Raw genomic sequence first — 18548 nt, 5'->3', positions numbered from 1 at the left:
ACTAATTAGATTCGTCGATCACAAAGGCTTGCGGATCGACAAGCATCATCATCATCATCCCGCCCGGGAAGATATTGTTCGTCGTGATCTCGCGCTCATTGTGCGAGTGCCACATGAAAGCGAAGCCCGCTTCGGTCGCCGGTGGATTCGCGATCGTATTGCTGGGTGGCGACGTACCGGTGGCGCCGACAGCGCGTATCGTGGCGTCCGGACCGAGATAAGGACTTCCGCCGTACCAGGCGCCGTTGGTCAGGATGTTCGAGTCCGGCAGCGTCACCGGGCCGCCGCTGCCGACATTGCCGAACGCGTGGGCTTCGAGCGGCTTGTTGTGATCCGCACACCACTCGTAGTAGTTGGGCGCGAGCGAGGCCGAATTGGGCACGCCGTTTGGTTGTCCGCTACCGTTGTCAAGCTGCGTGTAGTAGCCGTTCGCGTCCGGGATGCAGACGACCGGCTTGCCCAGGAAGGCAGCGTATTTCGGGTCGGGGTCGGTGTACACGGCGCCGGGGTAGTGTCCGTAGACATCCCAGTTCAGGCCCCTGCCGGTCCAGTAGAAAATCCCGTCCATGGCGATACCAGGCGTCGTGGTCGTCGTGAACAGCAGCGGTCCGGCGGGTTGTGTCGGGTCCGTTTGGCTGACCAGGACGTTGCCGTCGCGTGCGAGGATGCGCACGTGATTGCCGTGTTCATGGAACGGGTGCTGCCAACGGCCCGTGCCGATGATGCGCAACAGCACCAATTCGCCGGGGTGCATATGCGGATTGCCGTTGTACGGTTGATGCGGATACTGCGGCGAGTAATTCGGGTCCATGTCGTCCGGCATCGAGCGGCCGTTGATCATGTAGTAGGCCGGATGGTAGGGCTCGGTTTCGACGGTCATGCAGCCGCTATTGCGCGCGCATGCCATGCCAGCCTGCTGCTCTGCCTGCGTATGGATGCGCGGATCCATCTCCGAGAACTGGAACAGATACTCGCGGTCGTAGCATGCCGCGCTGAGGTTGTAAGCCGCCGCGGCGTTGCGGAAGTCGGTCTGTCCATCCGGCAGCGTCGGGCCAACCGTACGGCAGCCGGTCGGCACTGCCAACGACCCGCTGACGGTCGGCAGGACGATGACGGCGCCGTATAACCCCATCTCGATTTGCAGGTCGCCCTGGGTGCCGCTGTAGTAGCTGTGCGTGCCCGGCGTTGTCGCGACAAACGTGTAGGTAACCGTTCCGCCGTGCGCAGCTTCCTGCGTGAGAAGGCCCTGCACGCCACCCGTCGGGGTGACCTGGAAGCCGGGAAAAAGAATCGACGTGTTGCCTGCGGCCGCCGGCAGGTTGTTCGTGAGCGTCACCGTCACCGTGTCACCCTGGTGAACGATCAGCGTCGGCCCCGGGATCTGCATGGTCGGACAGTTTGCGCCCGCGATCGCCGCCGGCGAAAAGCCCGCCGGCGCGGTATGGCAACCATAGCCCCACGCATAGAGACTCATGCCGTCTGGCTGCGTTATGCGGTTCGCCTCGGCGGACAAATCGAAACGCGGGTTCGTGGCGCCCCCCGTAATGCCTGGGGCGGCGGCGCGCGCCGGTACGCAGATCAAGGCGACGAGGATGACCGCGGCAAACCGCGCGACTGTCGCGATCCACTTGTTGTGATTAATCTGGCTCACGGCTGTTCTCCTACGAACAGGACTTGCTGACCGGGTCCACGGAATTGCAGATGTGGACTTCTGTCATCAGGCCACCGAAATTTTCCGCGTCGTTCGAGAGGTGGTCGAGATTTGGCGTGTACAAATAAAACGTCGATCCGACGGGGTAACTGACCATGTCGTGCGCATCCAGGATCACGTCGATCGATTCGCCGCCGCCCAGGGTGATCGAGTTCGCGTAATAGGTCATGTCGTTGCCGGACATGTCGCGCAACAAACGGGCGTTGATGCCCACCACATGCATCGGAATGCCGAGCGACGCGAGTGTTTGATACTCCGTGACATCCAGATCCGAGATCCGGAGCAGAGCCTTGCCGCCTGCCGGAATATTGACGATGGTCGGCAACGGTTGCGAATAGTGCATGGTGCCGTCGGCCACCGGCGTTTGCATCGAACCTTGGGTCACCGTATCCGGGTAGCTACGGCCGTTCAGCAGGAAGTACTTGTCCTTCATGTCGGTAAACGGCTCGGGGTTGAACGTCATGCCGACGAAGTGAAAGTTTGGATCGAAGCCGTGGATCTGTATCGGGTACTCAACGTCGTAGGCGGTCGTGCCGTCCCCGTCGTTATAAGCGAACAGGGTTGCCGAGCCGCTCTTGTTGGGCTGGTGGGTCAAGGTGTTGGGAACCCGCGGTAGCGGCGTCGAGCACAGAATGTCGCCGCCGCACTTGGTGCGCAGGTCCAACTGCTGTTGCTGCAACGCGGCGTACAGCTGGCCAGTGGACGGCACCCGGTTCTGGCGCGGCCGCACGTAGATCTGCCCGACCATGCCCATTTGCAGGTGCTCCGGCGGCGTGATGTGGCAGTGCCAGAAGTACGTGCCGGCATCCGGCGCCAGGTAGTAGTAGGTGAAGCTGCCGCCGATGTTGATCGCGACCGAGGCATCCGGCACGCCGTCATAGAACGACGAGGCGTTCGGGTAGCCGTGGAAGTGCACCGTGTGCTTCTCGAACAGGTCGGGGCGCATGATCATGCCGACGTTCGACAGCGTGAGGAAAAATTCGTCGTCCTCGTCGATCGCCATCATCGGCGCGGGGATGTTGCCGTTCATGACGCCGACATCCATGATCGGCCGCGGATCGACGTGACCCGTAATCGGGTCGGCCGGCGCCACCACGTTCGGATCGGGAACCAGGCCAACCGCGCCGTTGTAGTTCATATCATTGATCGGATCGCCAACCGTCCTGAACACGTTCGCCATTTCCGTGCCAGGCAGGCCGTTACGGATATCCGCCAGCCCGGACAGCGGGCCGAAGGAGAACATGTACGTTTGCGTGCCGTCCCCCATCGTTGCGTAACCGTCGCCGCCCGCGATCTGCTGGCACTTGATCGCCCCGTTGACGACGCCCGTCGGCGTGGATTTCTGGCCTGTCACCGATGGTCCGGTGTAGGCGGGCTCGGCAGTTGCCGGCAGCGGGTGAAGTGTCGTGGTGGGCGGACACTGAACCCGAAATGACTGCGCGAGGGCAGGTACGGCAACGATCAGCAACAGCAGCGCCGACAGACTGCCTCGAAAGATGCGAGCACCAAACATACGACCCCCTTCTTACCGACCAACCAGCGCAAATCGAATCCGGCACCTTGCCCCGGTCTCGCGGCAAACACGTTTATTACAAACTTCTCTCCCCAGTTACATTGTGCAAAAGCGCGGCCAAGAGCGTTATGGGTCATCCTCCTACTCTTGCAGTAGGGCAACCCTTCGACTGCTTTCACTTCGCGGAACCAAGGCTTTGCCCATCGGCTCAAAAACGGCCGTTAGGACTGAACGGCGAAACGCCTTTCGCGCTGCCCGGCTGTCTCGACGGGCCAGACGGGCTGACCGGCGCGGGGGTCACTGGCAAATTGGTCGCGCCGGGGCTGTGTCGCCCTAGCGGCAAGTAGTAGAACTGCCACTCGCCATAACTTTTCGCGTCGGCGAAAGCGACGTAGCGCCTGGGGAAATTGGCGTGCTTGAGGGGCGCGTCGCCCGAACTGCTGGCAACACCGTAAATCGCGTCGCCTTGCTTCAGGATGATCCAGTCGTTCTTGCCTGTGATCGGGTCCGCATAGGCACGTCGCAGATGATGCACCGGCACCGGGAAGCGGTTGTCGTTGAGCAGATCCTCGATCGATACGGGCCAGGTCCTGCCCGCCCGGTAGTACTGCTCGATCGCATGCCGGTACTGGTTGCCGACGAATAACAACTCTTCTTCCTGCTGTCGCCGCCGCTGCAGCGCCCAAACATCCAGCGCGCCACTCAAGGCGATGGTGACGAGCATCAGCGCGATCAGCACCGCCAACAGCGCGAGGCCGCGCTCTCTCCCGGGCGCTCGCACCCGGCGCGGGCGTCGCGCGCGCGGCACGCCGGTCATTTTTGCACCGCCGCCTCGGCGGCCGGAACCGCCGAGGCAGTCGCCGGCCCCACGTCATACACGCCGGTCTTGGTGTTATCCGGCGGCGCAATGATGGCCCAGTCGGCGTTGCCGCTGACCGGATCCTCCGGGATACTACGTAAGTAACGCTTGCTTACGAGATCATTGAGCGTTTGCGGGTACTCTCCGTTGTCTCCGTAGTATTTGTCGATCGCGTCTCGCATCACCGCGAGATTCTGCCGCTCCACCTGCGCCTTGCCCCGTTCGATGCTATGAAAGTAATGCGGCAGCGCGATGGTCAGCAACGAGCCGATGATCGCCAGGACGACCATCAACTCGATCAGGGTAAAGCCGCGGCGGCCACGCCGGTTAGCGGGCATCATGATGCACCTCACCACTGTTTGTAGGGAATGCCGTTCATGCCGACACCCTCCGATTTCGACGTCACGTCGAACACATCGGCGCCGCCTTGCGGATCGTCTGGAGGACTGGCATAGGCGCGCGTGTTCCATTGCTCCTCCGACGGCGTCGCCGGATCGCCGGTGAAGAAGGGATCGGCGGGCACGCGCCGCAAAAAGTACATCATGGCGCCGTTGGGGTCCTTGGCATCCTTGACGCCGGCCACGAGCAGGGACAGCGTCGGCGGATAGCCCGACGCGTCCGGCTGCCTTTCGATATTGCCGAAGTCGCTCGCTTCCTTGAAGGCGTCGAGCGCGGTGCGGATTTCGCGCAATGCGACCCTGAGCTCCTGCTCCTTCTGCCGCTGCACGATCAACTCGGAAAACGGCATGATGCCGAGCGCGAGAATGCCGACGAGCGCGAGCGTGATCATCAACTCGATCAGGGTGAAGCCGCGCACACCGGCGCGGCCGCCCGATAGACAGCGACCGCACCGCCGCGCCGAGTGGAATACCGAAGCCATGGCTCAATTCGACTCCACGGGAATCGCATGCAGCGGATTCTCGCTTGGCATGTCGGTCGGTTGCGCCGGCAGGATCGGTGGCGGCGCCGGCGGCGCGACCGGCGTTGCAGGCGTCGCCGCCGGTGGTGCCACGGGTGTCACCGTGGCCCCCGGACCCGCATCAGCCGCTTCTGCCGGTGCCGGTGCCGGTGCAGCCGCCGGCGCGGCGGCAGGTGCGACCGCCGCAGACCCTGCTGCCGACGCCGGTGGCGGCACCGTCGTGATGAACTTGCCGCCATAGGGGGACGGCGGCGGGGTCGTGCGCGGCGCCACGGGCGCCACGCCGAATGCGCCGCCTGCCGGCGCCTGGGCGGGCGCTTCGGGCGCCGCGCTCTTCGCGCTTGCCGCGGCATTCGCGTCGCCGCCACCGCCGCCGACATTGCCTGGCGTCACGGGTGCCACCGCGACGACGGGAACGCCGCTCGTGGATGCAGCAGGCGGCTCGAGCAGCAACTGCTCCGTACGAACGTTGCTGTCAGTGCCTGACCAAACCTCGCGCGTGTCGGGATCCGCCGCCATTTGCCCCCGCACGATGTGCGGCGTGATCTGCAGCACGATCTCAGTCTTTTTGTGGTCGCCGTTGTGATTCGAGAACAGCCGTCCGAGCACGGGCAGCTGGCCCAGGCCGGGAATCTTGTTCGCCGCGTCGCGATCTTCATCCTGGATCAGGCCGCCGAGAATCTGCGTCTCGCCATCCTTCAGGCGCAGGCTGGTCGAAGCGCTCCGTGTGCCGATCTGGTAGGCGAGCGAGCTCAGCCCGCTCTGGGAGTTGCTCGTCGAGATCGTCTGCGTAATATTGCTGACCTCGAGGTTCATCTTGATGCCGACTTCGTTGTCCCGGTACACCTGCGGTTCGACCTCGAGCTTGATGCCGACATCGAGGTACTGGATCGACTGGGAATAGGCCGGGCCGCTGGTGCTGGGCACACTCGAACTCGAAATGACAGGCACCTTGTCGCCGATCAGGATCTTGGCCTTTTCCTTGTTGCGGGTGCGGATACGCGGGCTCGCCAGCAGGTTCGCATCGGTATCGGTCAGCTTGAAATTCGCCGTCGCGGACAAGCCACTCACGTTCAAGTCATTCGCGTGCAGGTGGTGCAGCGCGCCCCACGTACCGACACTGCTCGGCGTGCCCATCGTGAAGCTGCTCGGCCAGTCGATACCGAGATCGGACATCCGATCGCGCGATACCTCGAGCACCTCGACTTCGAGCATCACCTCGGGCTCTGGCAAGTCATGCGCCATGATCATGCGTTCGGCCACCTGAATCGTCTCGGGCGTGGCCCGGATCGATACCGAATTGGCGCGCTCGTCGATCACCACTTCCTTGATCTTCAACAGGCTCTTGAGGAGCGCCTGGATCTGCTTCGCGTCGACGTTCGACAATTGGAAGGTGCGGACTTTCAGGTCCTGGTACTCCTGCTGCTTCGCCGGGGTGGCCGGGTAGATGAACAGCGTGTCCGCATTCATCACCTTCTTGTCGAGCTGGTTTTGCATCAGGATCATGTCGACCGTGCTATCCAGCGCGGCGTTCGTCACGAAGATGGTCGTCTTCAGGTCCGGGCGCACGTCGCGGTCGAAAATGACGTTCAAACCCGTCGTGCGCGCGAGCGCCTCAAACACCATGCGGACGTTGGCATCGCGAAACTGCAGCGTGACCGGCTTGTGCATGATCGACGCCGCTGCGTCCTTCTCTTCCTTGGCGGCCCGCTGCAAACGGCGTTTCTCGCCAATTTCACGATATAGCCGCAGCGCTTGAACATTGGCGGGGTTTCCGGCGAGCACCCGATCGACGCTCGCACTGGCGTTGTCGTAGGAGCCGCGTTTGATCATCCGTTCGGCTTCCAACAGGATCACAAGGTCACGCCGGTCACGGTCGATCGCGGCGCCGATGATCCGGCCGCGCTCGCTGGTCGGATCGATCTTGCTTGCCACCATGAGCTTGAGCACGGCTTCGTCGAACTGGTTCGCTTCGCGCAACCGGTCGGCCTCATCCAGCACGGCGTTCGCCTCTTTCTCGCGCTCGCGCAGATAGTCCATCTGCGTCTTGGCGTTGGTCGGTTCGCGCTTGCTGGCCTCGCGCATCTCGTTCAGATTGGTGGTCGCGCATCCCCCGAGCACAAGCACGGCCAGGGCGCACGCAACACCTTGCGCCAAAGCCGAGGGCCTGGGTTTGCAGGGCGGATGACGGCTGAGTGAAGGTTTCATTTATTTTGCTCCCTCGCCCTGAATGGACATGACTTGCTTCTCATTGAGCGGCAAATAGGTGAAGACCACCCCCGTGGCACTGATCGACTCAATTCGATACTGCCCGTCGATCATCTCGCCTGGAGACACAATCAGCAGACGATCCCCGCTGCTGAGGAAGACGCGTGGCTTGTCGGTATCGCGGTTCTGCGCACCCACGTATGCGAATGGCAGGGGCGGCGCCGTCGGCGCGGGCTTTACCTCGGGCACGGGCGCCGGCGCCGGGGGCGGCGGCGGTGGCGGCGGCAGCCACGACGAAACGGTGAAAGGATCGCTGGCCGATTCGGGAGACAGCGGTGTCCGCAAGGAGGCAAGCTTTTGCTGCGGCGTCATTGCATCGGCGCCCCCCGCCGCGTCGGGTACTGCGGGCTGCGACGCCTGCCGCGTGGCCGGTGGCACCAACGCCGCCGTACCCGACGCGATATGTCTGGCGGCGGCGGGTAATCGAACCGCGGCAACGGCACTTGACTGATGCATGCCCGGCAGCGCGATCCAATAGCCGAGCGCGGCGATTGCGATGCCCGCGATCGCGGCCGAAATGAGCGTCGGTGTAGAGAAGGTGCGTTTCATGGCCCGCTCGTCCGGTAGATGAGATCGAAACGGATCGACGCCTCAAGGACGTCACCGTCCACCGCCGGCCTTTCGACATGAATTTCCTGCAGCGCGGCATTAGGCACGTTATTGAGAACCAATGCGACGAAGCGTCGAATCACGCCGTACCGGTCCTTGACCGGCAGCAGCACCTGATAGTGGGTGAATTGCCCACTTCGGTCTGCCACGATCTGGTATTGCGCGGAGCCGAGCGTGAGATTGCTCTGCCTGGCTTGCTCGAAAATGACGTCAATGTCGTTGCCGCTTTGCGTGAAGACCGGGAAAAGTCCCGGCAGCTTGTCCGGCGACCACGCGTTGGTTGATACCAGCACGCGTTCGCTGGCATGAAGCCGTTCAAGATGCGCGAGCCGCGTGCGCTCGAGCAGTACGCGCGTACTCGACTCGACCACGGGAATGGCGAACCACATCGCCAATCCCGCCGCGAGCAACACGCTGCCGAGCAAACCCGGTACGCCGAACAGGCGCCGCAATTCGAAACGAAGGGTCAGCAGCAGGTCCTGTCCGGTGCTCATGGCTTCCTCCACACCGCGGTGATCTGAAAACGGATGGGCGTACCCGGAACGGTTGTCTCCACCACATGCGTATTCAGCACAGCCTCGCGCAGCAAGGTGCTGCGCTGCAAATACTTCAGGTAGGCGATCATCGCGTCGGCGTCCTTGGCTTCAGCCGTAATACGAAGCTGGCCCTGCGCGGGATTCTGGTCGATGCCAATCAGCGCAACGTCGCGCCCGGCGTAACTCTCGACGATCGACAGCAGTTCCTGCCACGGCACGGTCAACTCGCGCATGACCGCCTGGCTCTGCTTGGCCGCCAACTCGGCGCCCGGCGCCGGCGCGGTCGGCGCTTGGCGTTTCGGCACGGCATGATGGTTGTCGACGGCCTCGAACTCGTTGCGGGCAAACTCATTGTTCTGGCCGACAATCCACATCATTGCGGCGCTCACCATCAGCCATACGCTGGCAATGATGAGCAGCAACACGCCGGCCGCCGGCACGATGGCGTGGCGCCGGGCGAAATCTATGGTCAGGTGCGGCATCATTGCGCTAACCCCATCAGGCGGACCGCGGGCGGATCAGCCGTTGCAAATGCCGGCAGTTGAAGCGCGCCGGAAAATCGTTCCTGGAACGGCGCCGGGTCGACCGCAAGCCCGCAGAGGTAAACCTTGCCGTCTTCCTGCTGCCTCATCGACGAGCGCTCGAGCACGTGGTCGACGATGCCGACGAGCCGCGCGGCGTCCGCCGCATCGTCGGCAAAGAGGCGCTGTGCGTCGTAGGCAGCCCAGCGGCCATGGTCCGCCGCGACGACCTGCAAGAGGGTTTCGGTCACCACGAGCAGCAGTGCCTTGTGGTCGTCGACCCCACGCCGGACTTGGTCCAGACACTCAGGGAGTCCGACAGTGAGGTGCTTCACATCGACATGTGCGGCAGCACTGACCTCGAGAATGCCGTCGTGAAGCGAGCGTGACATCGCACTGGCAAAGAGCGCTCGCCCGCCACGCTGCAGTTGCCATCGGGTCAGGATCGCCCCGGCGTCGAGACCAAACGTGTCGGCGAAATACGCCAACGTGATATCGCCGAGTTCGCGCGTGCGCACACTGCGAAAATCGCCGCGCAGGATCGCGTGATGCGCCCAGGCATCGTCGAGGACGATGAAGGCTCGCCGTGGCGATCCGCGCTGTTTGTCCGGCGCGCCTGTTACGCTGGCCAAGCCCCGGCCAAGGACTTCGAGTGCGCCCGGTTCTGTGAAACGCAGCGCTTCGTCCATGGCGAACGTGACATCCGCGCCGGGGGTTCCGCGCTGCGGCGCGTCTGGTTCGCGCGGAAGTGTTGCGGAGGACGCCGGGGCATGCCCGCGCCGCATCCGCTGCCACGCGTGCCACAGTCGGGAATGATGCGTGCCAATGGCCAGATCGCACGCGCCAATTCCAATGGCAAGGGTACTAGTCGGCGATCGTGACACGATTGATCTCCTCGAGTGTGGTTTCGCCTCTGCTGAGCAGGCAAACGGCAGCGCTGCGCAAGTTGGTCATGCCGTAACGCAGCGCGGCGCTCTTGATGTGCCCAAGCGGTGCGCGCTCCGACAGCAGTTGGCGCAATTCGTCATTCATGCGCAAGGCTTCCGCAATGGCGCGGCGACCGCGATACCCGGTGCCGCGACAGGCGGCACATCCGATACCTCGCCGGAAGCGGAAGGCCCGCGCCGCGTCGGGATCGATGCCCGAACGAACCAGGGCGTCATCATCGACCGGCTCCTCGACCGCACACTCCGGACAGCACTGACGCACCAGACGTTGGGCGATGACGCCGTTCAAGGCCGACACGAAGCTGTAGGAATCGACGCCCATGTTGGTGAAGCGGCCGATCACATCGAATACGTTGTTGGCATGGACAGTCGTAAAGACCTGGTGCCCCGTCAGCGCGGCTTGAACGGCGATCTGCGCGGTTTCAGGGTCGCGGATTTCACCGACCATGATCTTGTCGGGATCGTGCCGCAGAATGGACCGCAGTCCGCGGGCGAACGTCAGTCCCTTGGCCTCGTTGACGGGTATCTGCAAAATATCGCCCAACTGGTACTCGACCGGATCTTCGATCGTCACGATCTTGTCGAGTCCGTCATTGATCTCGGTCAGAATGGCGTACAGCGTCGTCGTCTTGCCGCTACCGGTCGGCCCGGTCACGAGCAACATGCCGTAAGGCATCGCCGCCACGGTACGCATGAAGTGCATGTCGACGTCCTGGAAGCCGAGTGTCTCAAGCGTCAGGGCGCCCGACGCCTGGGACAGTTGGTAGCGGTCGAGAATACGCAGCACGGCATCCTCGCCGAACAGGTTCGGCATGATCGAGACGCGAAAATCGATGTCCCGGCCGGCGTAATGCGCCTTGAAGCGCCCATCCTGCGGCACGCGCCGCTCGGAGATGTCGAGTTCCGAAATCACCTTCAGGCGCGACAGGACCTGATCGGCCACGTCGCGTCCGTCCGCCCTCCCCACGACGTTCAACACGCCATCGATGCGGCATTTGATCGTCAGTCCGTTGGTGCGGCACTCCAGATGAATGTCGCTGGCCTGCATTTTCAGCGCGTCGTAAATCGTCGAGTTGAGCAGGCGCACGATAGGACTGTCATCGTGACTGATCCCTTGCAAGGTCAGCGCCAGCGCGGAAATTTCACTCTTGCGCTGGATGGCCGCGTCGAGGGCCAGCGTGTCCATGGCTCGGACATCCTTCTCCCGCGCGGCAAGATAGGCGTTCATATCGCCCACGCTCGCGAGCGACCATCGATACGGCACGGTTGGCCGCGCACGCATGCGCTGGTCGACGTAGCCGCGCGTGCGCGCATCGAGCGGATCGGCGATCACGAACAGCAGGCCCGCGCCGTCCTGAAAGCCCACGCACAGGCGCATCGCGGCTTCGACAAACGGAAGGACTTCGAAATCCGGTTCGCGCTGATGCATTTCGCGGATCGTGATCGGCGTCATCCGGAATTCCGCCGCCAATTGCGCGACGACCTCGTCGACCTCGATCGCGAAATGCTCGGGCAGCGCTTCAAGCGCGCGCAGCCGTGACCCGTAGCGCTCGCCAAGCGCGTGCAGCGCGTCCCGGTAGCGGGCGCTGCGCGATTCCTGGATCAGACTGATCTCGTCCATGACACACCTACTGAACGCTGGAGGCCAGCTCGAAAATCGGCAAATACATCAGCACCACGATTCCGCCGATGACGATGCCGATAAAGATCATCATCGCGGGCTCGATCAGGCGCGAGATCAGGTCGATCGCGCGCGACAAATGGGCTTCCTGGAAGGCGGCGATCTTGTCGAGGACGGGACCGAGACCGCCAGTCTTCTCAGCCACCGTCAGCAAGCGATACGTAATCGGGTTGGCAAGCCCGCGCTCCTGGAACGACTCGGAAATTTTTCCGCCATTGCGAATATCATCCATCGCAGCCGCGAGCGCGGCACGATCGGCGCGGCTGACGAGGCCGCGCGCAAGATCGAAGGCCTGCAGCGCCGGAATGCCGCCATCGACCAGCATGGCCGAGGTGCGGAAGAATTGTGACTGCCGGTAGACCCGGAAGTGGGCACCGATGCCGGGCAGCGCCAGCAATCGGTCGACCATCCAGTGGCGCGCCGCCGGCCGCTGCAGCACCAGGATCACCGTCACCACCGTCACGGCGAATCCCACCGCAAGTTCGATGCCATGCGCGTGCACGAGCCCGCCCCAGGCCATCAGCCAGCGTGACATCAGCGGCAGGTCACGGCCCCCACGCTCGAGCAGCGTTGCGAACCGCGGCACGAGGAAAGTCAGCAGGAACAGCACGACCGCCGAGCCAACCGCCAGCAATACCGACGGGTAGATCGCAGCGGCCACGACGCGCGAGCGCAACGTCTGCATCGTGGCGCTATTGTGCGAGTAGCGCCGCAAGCTTTCCGCCAGCCCGCCGGTCTGTTCGCTGGCCTTGACGCAGGCGACCAGTACGGGGGGAAAGACGGGAGACGCGTATTCGATTGCCGTAGACAGCGCGTGCCCTTCCTCCAATCGCCGCAGCAACTCGCGATAGATCCTCGCCGAAGCCTCGCGCCGCTCATTGCCGCCCAAGGTGCGCAACGCGTCGATCACACCGACACCGGCGTCGAGCAATGCGGCCAGCTCGCGGGCAAACAAGTCGACGTTGAATTTCAAACCCGGCAACGCCGACCCGACGGCCCGGCGCCGCTTTCCTGCGCTTTCGGCGGCAACGGATATCACGCGCAGTCCGCGCGACTGCGCATCAGCGGTCGCACTGGCCGACGAATCTCCTTCGATGCGGATCGTCTGCATCTGGCCACCGGCATCGAAGACGCGCAGCAAGTACTTCACCTCATTTCTCCTCGGCGGCCCGTAAGGCGAGTAGCGGGTCGCCGCAGACGGTTTCACCAGGACCCGATGGTCGCGCTCTCGCCGGTACCGCCGGGTTGCCCACCCTTGCCCAGGGTGTACAAATCGTAATCGCCATGTTCGCCGGGCGAGCGATAGATATAGGGACGGCTCCAGGGGTCGAGCGGGACGGCCTTCTGCAAGTAAGGGCCGCTCCAGCGGGACTCGCTTTGCGGCATCGTCACCAGCGCTTGAAGCCCCTGCTCCGTGGTCGGATAGGCCCCGATATCGAGACGGTATTCATCGAGCGCCTTGCCAAGGGAATCGATCTGCGCCTTCGCAACCTTGACGTTCGATTTGCCGATCTGTTCGAAATATCGAGGCGCCACGAGCCCTGCGAGCAAACCTATAATGACCATGACCACCAGCAACTCGAGCAAAGTGAACCCGCCCGATCGACGCACCTGCCCGTTTGCGCGAACACCGTGCCGCGAGATACGCGGGCGCCGTTCGCTCCCGATCAAATGCGTATCGATGTGCATGGTGCGTCCCCTTCTTTCCGGCCCCGGTTCGAGTGGTCTTTGTACCCATTCTTGTCCTTATGGGGACGCGTAAGTAGTAGGAATACCCGCCCATAGCTGTGGGTAAGAACCCGCGCCCCATCTATGGCGCTACGCCCCGTTGCGCACAACATTACGGGCTGCCTACAATAAAGCGCACAAAACGATGAAAAGGCGCGCCGACGCCTGAATTTCGCACGCTGACATCGGTCCGTGTGCGGGTCGTCGGCAGCGTTACGTTCCCGCGTCTCGCAGCACGGGCTCGACTACCGCCTTAGGGAGTTCCGATGGATGCCTTCCCGCCCCGCGGAATCAATCGTCTGAACTTGCGCGACGTGATCGAGGCGACTCGCAAGATGAAGACCCTGATTCAGCCAGATGGCAAGAGCTTCGGCGTCGGGGCTGACGTACGCGGCGCTGCATTGGGAGTCTTGTCCCGCGACGGACGATTCATCTCGGCCAACGACAGCGCCGCTGCCCTGTTCGGCTACCAGATCGAGGATCTGATCGGCAAATCGGTGGTCGACCTGGCGTCGGACGCCGACCAGCAAGGTGTCGTGGCCGGGTTGTCCCTGAGCGCATCGGGCACGCCTCATTCGTTTAACGCGATCCTGCACACGCGCAACGGCCGCCGGACATCGCTGATGCTGCACCAGCAAACCATCCTGGATAACGCCGGACATTGCAGGGCACTTCTGACCATCTTCGAGGAGCCCGTCGTCGGGCAGCGGCAATGTCTTGAAGCTGCGCCATGTTCCGAAACGGATTCCCGACAGCGTTACGCGCACCTGATGATTGGCCAGGAATGGGAACGCAAACGCATCTCCTCCGAACTCCATGACGGCCTCGGTCAGGCCCTTACCCTGATCAAGCTGATGGTCGAAAACTCACTTCGGCGCATGCGCCAGGGCGACGTCGATGAAGCGACCGGGCAGCTCGACACGGTCGTGCTGCACATGCGCGATGCCATCGGCGAGGTGCATCACATTTGCAGCGAATTGCGCCCGGTGCTGCTCGACCGGCTGGGCCTTGCCGTCGCGTTGGAATCGCTCTGCCGGCGGGTGGCTCAGGGTTCGCAGACCGTCGCCGTCGTCTTTGAATGTGATGTGGAGGAGCATGACATCCCGGACAATCTCAAGGCAGACATGTTCAGAATCGCTCAGGAAGCGATGAACAATGCCATGAAGCACGGCGCGGCAACGGAAATCAGGCTGACCGTGCAGCGCGTCGAAGCCGGCATCCTGTTGACGATCCAGGACAACGGCATCGGACTTGGCAATCTGCCCGTCACGGCCGACCCATCGACTTTCTCGGGTTTGGGCTTGATCGGGATGCAACAACGCGTCGAGTTGAACGGCGGCGCATTTTTCATCTGCTGCGGCGACGGCGGCGGAACGCTGGTATCAGCGATCTGGAAGATGTGATGCGCACGGGCTGCGCGATGTCTGCGTCGCCCTCCGCCCTCGCCCCTGCCCCCGCCCTCTTCGCCCTCTTCGCCCAAGCTCGCGCCAGCCGCGCTCAGCCGCCTCTGGCAACGCTGATTTGGCTATCCAGCCGCGCGTCGCCGTCTCGGTGCTTGCCATTCGATTCTGCTTCACCGTTCGCGTGGTGCACGGGCGCCGCGGGCGTCGGGTCCCCAATCAAGCCCATCTCGATCGCGACGAGCACCAGACCTGTCAAGTTGCATATTTCCAGTTTGCGCATCAGGCTGGCGCGATACTTTTCAATCGTCTTGGGACTGAGGTGCAAATACACGCCGACCTGTCGATTGGTGCGACCTTCCGCGACAAGCTTCAGGACGCTGCGTTCACGTGCGGTGAGACGGTCGCAGGCGGGTCTTGGCGCATGATTTTCGCGCCCGGAGACGAACGAATCGACGAGGCAGCCGTAGACGTCGGGACTCAAATGCCGCTTTCCCTGCATCACGGCGCGCACGGCTGCGAAAAGTTCGTCGACCGATGCGCTTTTCAGCACGTAACCATCAGCGCCTACGCGCAGCGCCTCACGGACGTATTCTTCATCCTGATGCACGGTGAGCGCGATGATCCGAATGTGAGGCAATCTGCGCTTGATGGCTGCGATGACATCGATGCCATCCATGCCGGGCATCGCCAGGTCAGTCACGATCAGGTCCGGGATCATGGAGACGGCAAGCCGGCATGCCTCCCCGCCATCCTTCGCCTCACCAATGACGTCGAACTCGTTCAGGGCGCAGAACATCAGGCGCAGCCCCTCTCGCAAAAGGTGGTGGTCTTCCGCCAACAACACGCGATACTTGGCATTCACGTTATCCTCCCCCGCTGCATTCTCATCTTGCACCTCGCCCGCGTGCAAAAAAGAGGGATCCACCGGAAGTCCATTGATCGGGTCCATCCGGCGCAGCGTCATCCCGCGCCAAGTGAAGCAAGGTTCGCACCAGCCACGCTGGCGCGTGGCGCCGGTGCCGACCCCTTGTTCGGGCGCAGAAAAACGTTTCACTCCTGAAACACGGAGGTCCTTGGCCTGCGTGCAGACGTACGCAACCGTATCAAACACGGTGCCGTTCCCTCTGAAATTTCGTCCTGGCCGACGCCGCCAGCCGCGCCATTGCCAAGACAGGCGGTGCTTTGCCGCGCACGCCCGGACAACGCTACGGGACTACCCTCAGGCGCGTCCCAGGCTCGATTCCTGTTGCAACTCCGAATCAAACGCGTGCCGTCGGCAAGTTTCACGCCCCATATGAACCCATCGCAACTTGTATGGTTTGGCCTACCGACTGCGTAGGAGAGCGCCCCATACCGCGCCATCCCCCCTGCTTCCAGAATACAAGTGTGCGGCGTTCTACCCTTGACAACGCCTGTGTGTGGGGAGTAGCCATGACGACGATCCAAACTGCCAAAAACGAAACAAGTCGCCAGCTTCGCCGCGCCTGGATGGGCGCACTCGTGGGCCTTTGCCTGTGGCAGGCATCCAGCGCGCTGGCACTGCCGATATTCGCGCGCCAGACGGCGCACGGCTGCGTGGCCTGTCACGCCGGCGGGCAGTTTCCCGAGCTGACACCCTACGGGCGAATGTTCAAGATGACCGGGTATACCTTCGGCGAACGCACCATTCCGATCGCCGCGATGGGCACCGTCGACATTACGCGGACGCGGAACAACATCGATTCGTCCGGCAATCCCATCGTCCCCAAGGACGGTAATGTGATATTCGATGCGGCCAGCGTCTTCCTCGCAGGGAAGATTACCGACCACATCGGCGGCTTCGCCCAATACACCTATGTGAACTACGATCACCAGGACGATCAGAGCCGGTTTGTCGGTCGATGGGGCTCGGACAACACGGACATTCGCTACGCTGACCGGATCATCACCGACGGCACCGACCTCGTGATCGGCGCGACGCTGCACAACAACCCGACCGTGCAAGACGTGTTCAACACGGCGCCGGCATGGAGCTATCCCTACGTTTCCCCGCCGCTAAGTCCGGTCGCGACGCCACCGGCCACGACCCTCGTCGAGGGAGGACTGGCCCAGCAGGTCGTCGGCATGGGCGCCTATGCCTACTGGAACAAGATCCTTTACGCAGAGGTCTCGTTGTACAGCACCGCCGACGGCATCTGGTCGTTCCTGAGCAAAGGCAAGGCGGCCGGCAACGTGGACCACCCGCAGACGTATTTGCGCGGCTCCAACCCATATTGGCGGGTTGCGCTGACCCATGAATGGGGCGCGAACAACGTCATGGTCGGGGCATTCGGCTTGAATGCCGATGTCTATCCCAATGGCCCGGACGCTTTTCCGATATTCGACCAAGGGGTGACCCGCTTTCGCGATCTCGGCTTCGATGCGCAATACCAATACCTGCTCGAGCCCCACACGGTCAGCGTACAGGCCCGCTACGTTCGCGAGAACATCGATGACCCGAACAACCTGGTCTTTGGTGACACCACCTCCGCCAATCTCAACTCGTTGCGGCTGAAGGCTTCGTATATCTATAACGCCAAATATGGCGTCAGCCTTTCCTACTTCAATATTTCCGGCACCAGCGACAGCGTCGCCTACGCCGGCAGTGCAACCTTTTCTCCCGCGACGCAAGGCTGGATGCCGGAGATCTTCTGGATGCCGTGGCCATACGTGCGGATCGGCGTTCAGTACACGCATTTCACAAAGTTCTTCGGCGCCACCACCAACTTCGACGGCAACGGCCGCAACGCAAGAGACAACAACACGTTGTTCATCTATCTATGGGCTGTGTCCTGGTGAGATACGTTTCGGTGCCTTCCACGCGTCGCAATGCGAAGACCTTGCGACGCGTGGAAGCGGTTTCGCGGATGTGGCATATCCAGCGAACGCGGGGATCGAAGTGTTGCGTGGTGCGCATCGGACGCACCAGCGCGCGACGCCGCTAACTCGGCGACAGCAAAGGCAGGGCCCAGGAGGTTAGTCACATGAAACATGCAGCGTCAATCATCGTTCTTGGAACCTTGCTTGCCGGATCGGCTTGTCACACCTTGGAGCGCTCCCGGGAGGTCGACAATCCGGCGGTCGCCGGCAAGACGATCGCCATGCAGATATGTTCGAACTGCCATGGCATGACTGGCGTTTCGGTGTCGCCTTTTTTTCCCAAACTGGCGGGGCAACAACGCGAATACATCGTCGATCAGCTCACGGACTTCAAGAACCATCGCCGGACCGATCCGAACGGCGTCAAGTTCATGTGGGGTTTTACGCATCTTAGCGAGCGGCAAATCAACGAAATCGCCGACTATTTCTCAAGTCAGCAACCCGCGCTCGGCAAGGCCGATGATGACCAGCTGATCTCCGAAGGAAGGGCGATCTATGCGCACGGCCTGCCGGACAAAGGCGTGGCGGCGTGCCAGTCATGTCACGGCCAGCGGGGCGAGGGCGAAGGCGCGTTTCCACGGCTGGCCGGCCAACATTCCGATTACGTCGTGAAACAGCTCATGGTCTTCCGGCACACCGATGCCCGGCCTCGCGGGGCCATCATGAAGGAGATCTGCGCCAACATGACGGAGCGTGAGATGCAAGCCGTCGCGGCCTACGTCGAGGCATTTCCGGCCGAGACGAAGGAAGCGGTCTCTACCCCGGACGCTGAGAAGGAAGCAGTCGCTACCCCGGACGCTCAATGAGCGCAGCGTAGTCCCCCCGGTCCGCGCCTGCGATTGCCTTGGCCGCCCCGACGGGCGGGCGGGACCTTACCCATCCTGCTTTGCGAGGATTCCTACTTTTCTTCCGGGGGGATCCGCACAAAAATGAATTGGCGGCCAGCGGACCGGCC

At 62.7% G+C, this 18548-nt stretch carries 17 protein-coding genes; 3 read left to right on the top strand and 14 right to left on the bottom strand.

The genetic code is table 11. The features are described 5' to 3' along the window. Nucleotide 1 precedes the first annotated feature (1 nt). The 13 genes from PTE30175_RS04325 to gspG all read right to left on the bottom strand — a co-directional run bounded on the left by PTE30175_RS04325 (nt 2) and on the right by gspG (nt 13253). Nucleotides 2–1651 carry a multicopper oxidase domain-containing protein gene (locus tag PTE30175_RS04325; protein WP_150695835.1) on the bottom strand — a complete coding sequence of 550 codons (1650 nt, stop codon included), beginning with the start codon at nt 1649–1651 and terminating at the stop codon, nt 2–4. A gap of 10 nt (nt 1652–1661) precedes the next feature. After that, the gene (locus PTE30175_RS04320; RefSeq protein WP_150695834.1) at nt 1662–3224 is read right to left on the bottom strand and encodes a multicopper oxidase domain-containing protein; all 1563 of its coding nucleotides are present in this window, start codon (nt 3222–3224) and stop codon (nt 1662–1664) included. Nucleotides 3225–3432: 208 nt separating this feature from the next. Further along, on the bottom strand, nt 3433–4041 hold the full coding sequence (locus PTE30175_RS04315; RefSeq protein WP_224788597.1) for a type II secretion system protein: 609 nt from the start codon (nt 4039–4041) through the stop codon (nt 3433–3435). Then, nucleotides 4038–4424 (bottom strand): type IV pilin protein, encoded by a 387-nt coding sequence (locus PTE30175_RS04310; RefSeq protein ID WP_150695833.1) that lies wholly within the window; start codon nt 4422–4424, stop codon nt 4038–4040. Before PTE30175_RS04310 ends, PTE30175_RS04315 begins: the two co-directional genes overlap by 4 nt. An 8-nt stretch (nt 4425–4432) precedes the next feature. After that, nucleotides 4433–4963: a type II secretion system protein gene (locus PTE30175_RS04305; RefSeq protein ID WP_150695832.1), complete on the bottom strand. Its 531-nt coding sequence runs from the start codon at nt 4961–4963 to the stop codon at nt 4433–4435. Nucleotides 4964–4966: 3 nt separating this feature from the next. After that, on the bottom strand, nt 4967–7210 hold the full coding sequence (locus tag PTE30175_RS04300; protein WP_150695831.1) for a type IV pilus secretin PilQ: 2244 nt from the start codon (nt 7208–7210) through the stop codon (nt 4967–4969). Then, the gene (locus tag PTE30175_RS04295) at nt 7211–7819 is read right to left on the bottom strand and encodes a secretion system X translation initiation factor (RefSeq protein WP_150695830.1); all 609 of its coding nucleotides are present in this window, start codon (nt 7817–7819) and stop codon (nt 7211–7213) included. It abuts the gene before it with no gap. Continuing rightward, entirely contained in the window at nt 7816–8373 is a 558-nt protein-coding gene (locus tag PTE30175_RS04290) for a hypothetical protein (RefSeq protein ID WP_150695829.1), read from the bottom strand. The genes PTE30175_RS04295 and PTE30175_RS04290 overlap by 4 nt, the downstream gene beginning before the upstream one ends. Then, a complete protein-coding gene (locus tag PTE30175_RS04285) occupies nt 8370–8900 on the bottom strand; it encodes a PilN domain-containing protein (protein ID WP_150695828.1) in 531 nt (176 codons plus the stop codon). Before PTE30175_RS04285 ends, PTE30175_RS04290 begins: the two co-directional genes overlap by 4 nt. Further along, the gene (locus tag PTE30175_RS04280) at nt 8897–9625 is read right to left on the bottom strand and encodes a hypothetical protein (protein ID WP_150695827.1); all 729 of its coding nucleotides are present in this window, start codon (nt 9623–9625) and stop codon (nt 8897–8899) included. Before PTE30175_RS04280 ends, PTE30175_RS04285 begins: the two co-directional genes overlap by 4 nt. A 175-nt stretch (nt 9626–9800) precedes the next feature. After that, a complete protein-coding gene (locus PTE30175_RS04275) occupies nt 9801–11504 on the bottom strand; it encodes a GspE/PulE family protein (protein WP_150695826.1) in 1704 nt (567 codons plus the stop codon). A 7-nt stretch (nt 11505–11511) separates the two neighbouring features. Then, nucleotides 11512–12714 carry a type II secretion system F family protein gene (locus PTE30175_RS04270; RefSeq protein ID WP_150695825.1) on the bottom strand — a complete coding sequence of 401 codons (1203 nt, stop codon included), beginning with the start codon at nt 12712–12714 and terminating at the stop codon, nt 11512–11514. 53 nt (nt 12715–12767) lie between these two features. Then, nucleotides 12768–13253, bottom strand: coding sequence for a type II secretion system major pseudopilin GspG (gspG, locus tag PTE30175_RS04265; RefSeq protein WP_150695824.1), 486 nt, complete (start codon nt 13251–13253; stop codon nt 12768–12770). Nucleotides 13254–13627: 374 nt separating this feature from the next. On the opposite strand from gspG, the gene PTE30175_RS04260 reads away from it, so the two are divergent. Then, the gene (locus PTE30175_RS04260; protein WP_224788596.1) at nt 13628–14695 is read left to right on the top strand and encodes a sensor histidine kinase; all 1068 of its coding nucleotides are present in this window, start codon (nt 13628–13630) and stop codon (nt 14693–14695) included. Nucleotides 14696–14789: 94 nt separating this feature from the next. Here PTE30175_RS04260 and PTE30175_RS04255 read toward each other — a convergent pair whose 3' ends face one another. Further along, nucleotides 14790–15557, bottom strand: coding sequence for a response regulator (locus tag PTE30175_RS04255; RefSeq protein ID WP_150696054.1), 768 nt, complete (start codon nt 15555–15557; stop codon nt 14790–14792). A gap of 569 nt (nt 15558–16126) precedes the next feature. Between PTE30175_RS04255 and PTE30175_RS04250 the strand changes: the two genes are divergently transcribed. Continuing rightward, entirely contained in the window at nt 16127–17512 is a 1386-nt protein-coding gene (locus PTE30175_RS04250) for a cytochrome C (RefSeq protein WP_224788595.1), read from the top strand. Nucleotides 17513–17697: 185 nt separating this feature from the next. Beyond that, entirely contained in the window at nt 17698–18399 is a 702-nt protein-coding gene (locus tag PTE30175_RS04245; RefSeq protein WP_150695822.1) for a c-type cytochrome, read from the top strand. Nucleotides 18400–18548: the final 149 nt, after the last annotated feature.

Origin of the sequence: Pandoraea terrae (assembly GCF_902459695.1) — a bacterium.
Classification (GTDB): Bacteria; Pseudomonadota; Gammaproteobacteria; order Burkholderiales; family Burkholderiaceae; genus Pandoraea; species Pandoraea terrae.
This window is presented reverse-complemented; position numbering and strand designations above follow the sequence as displayed.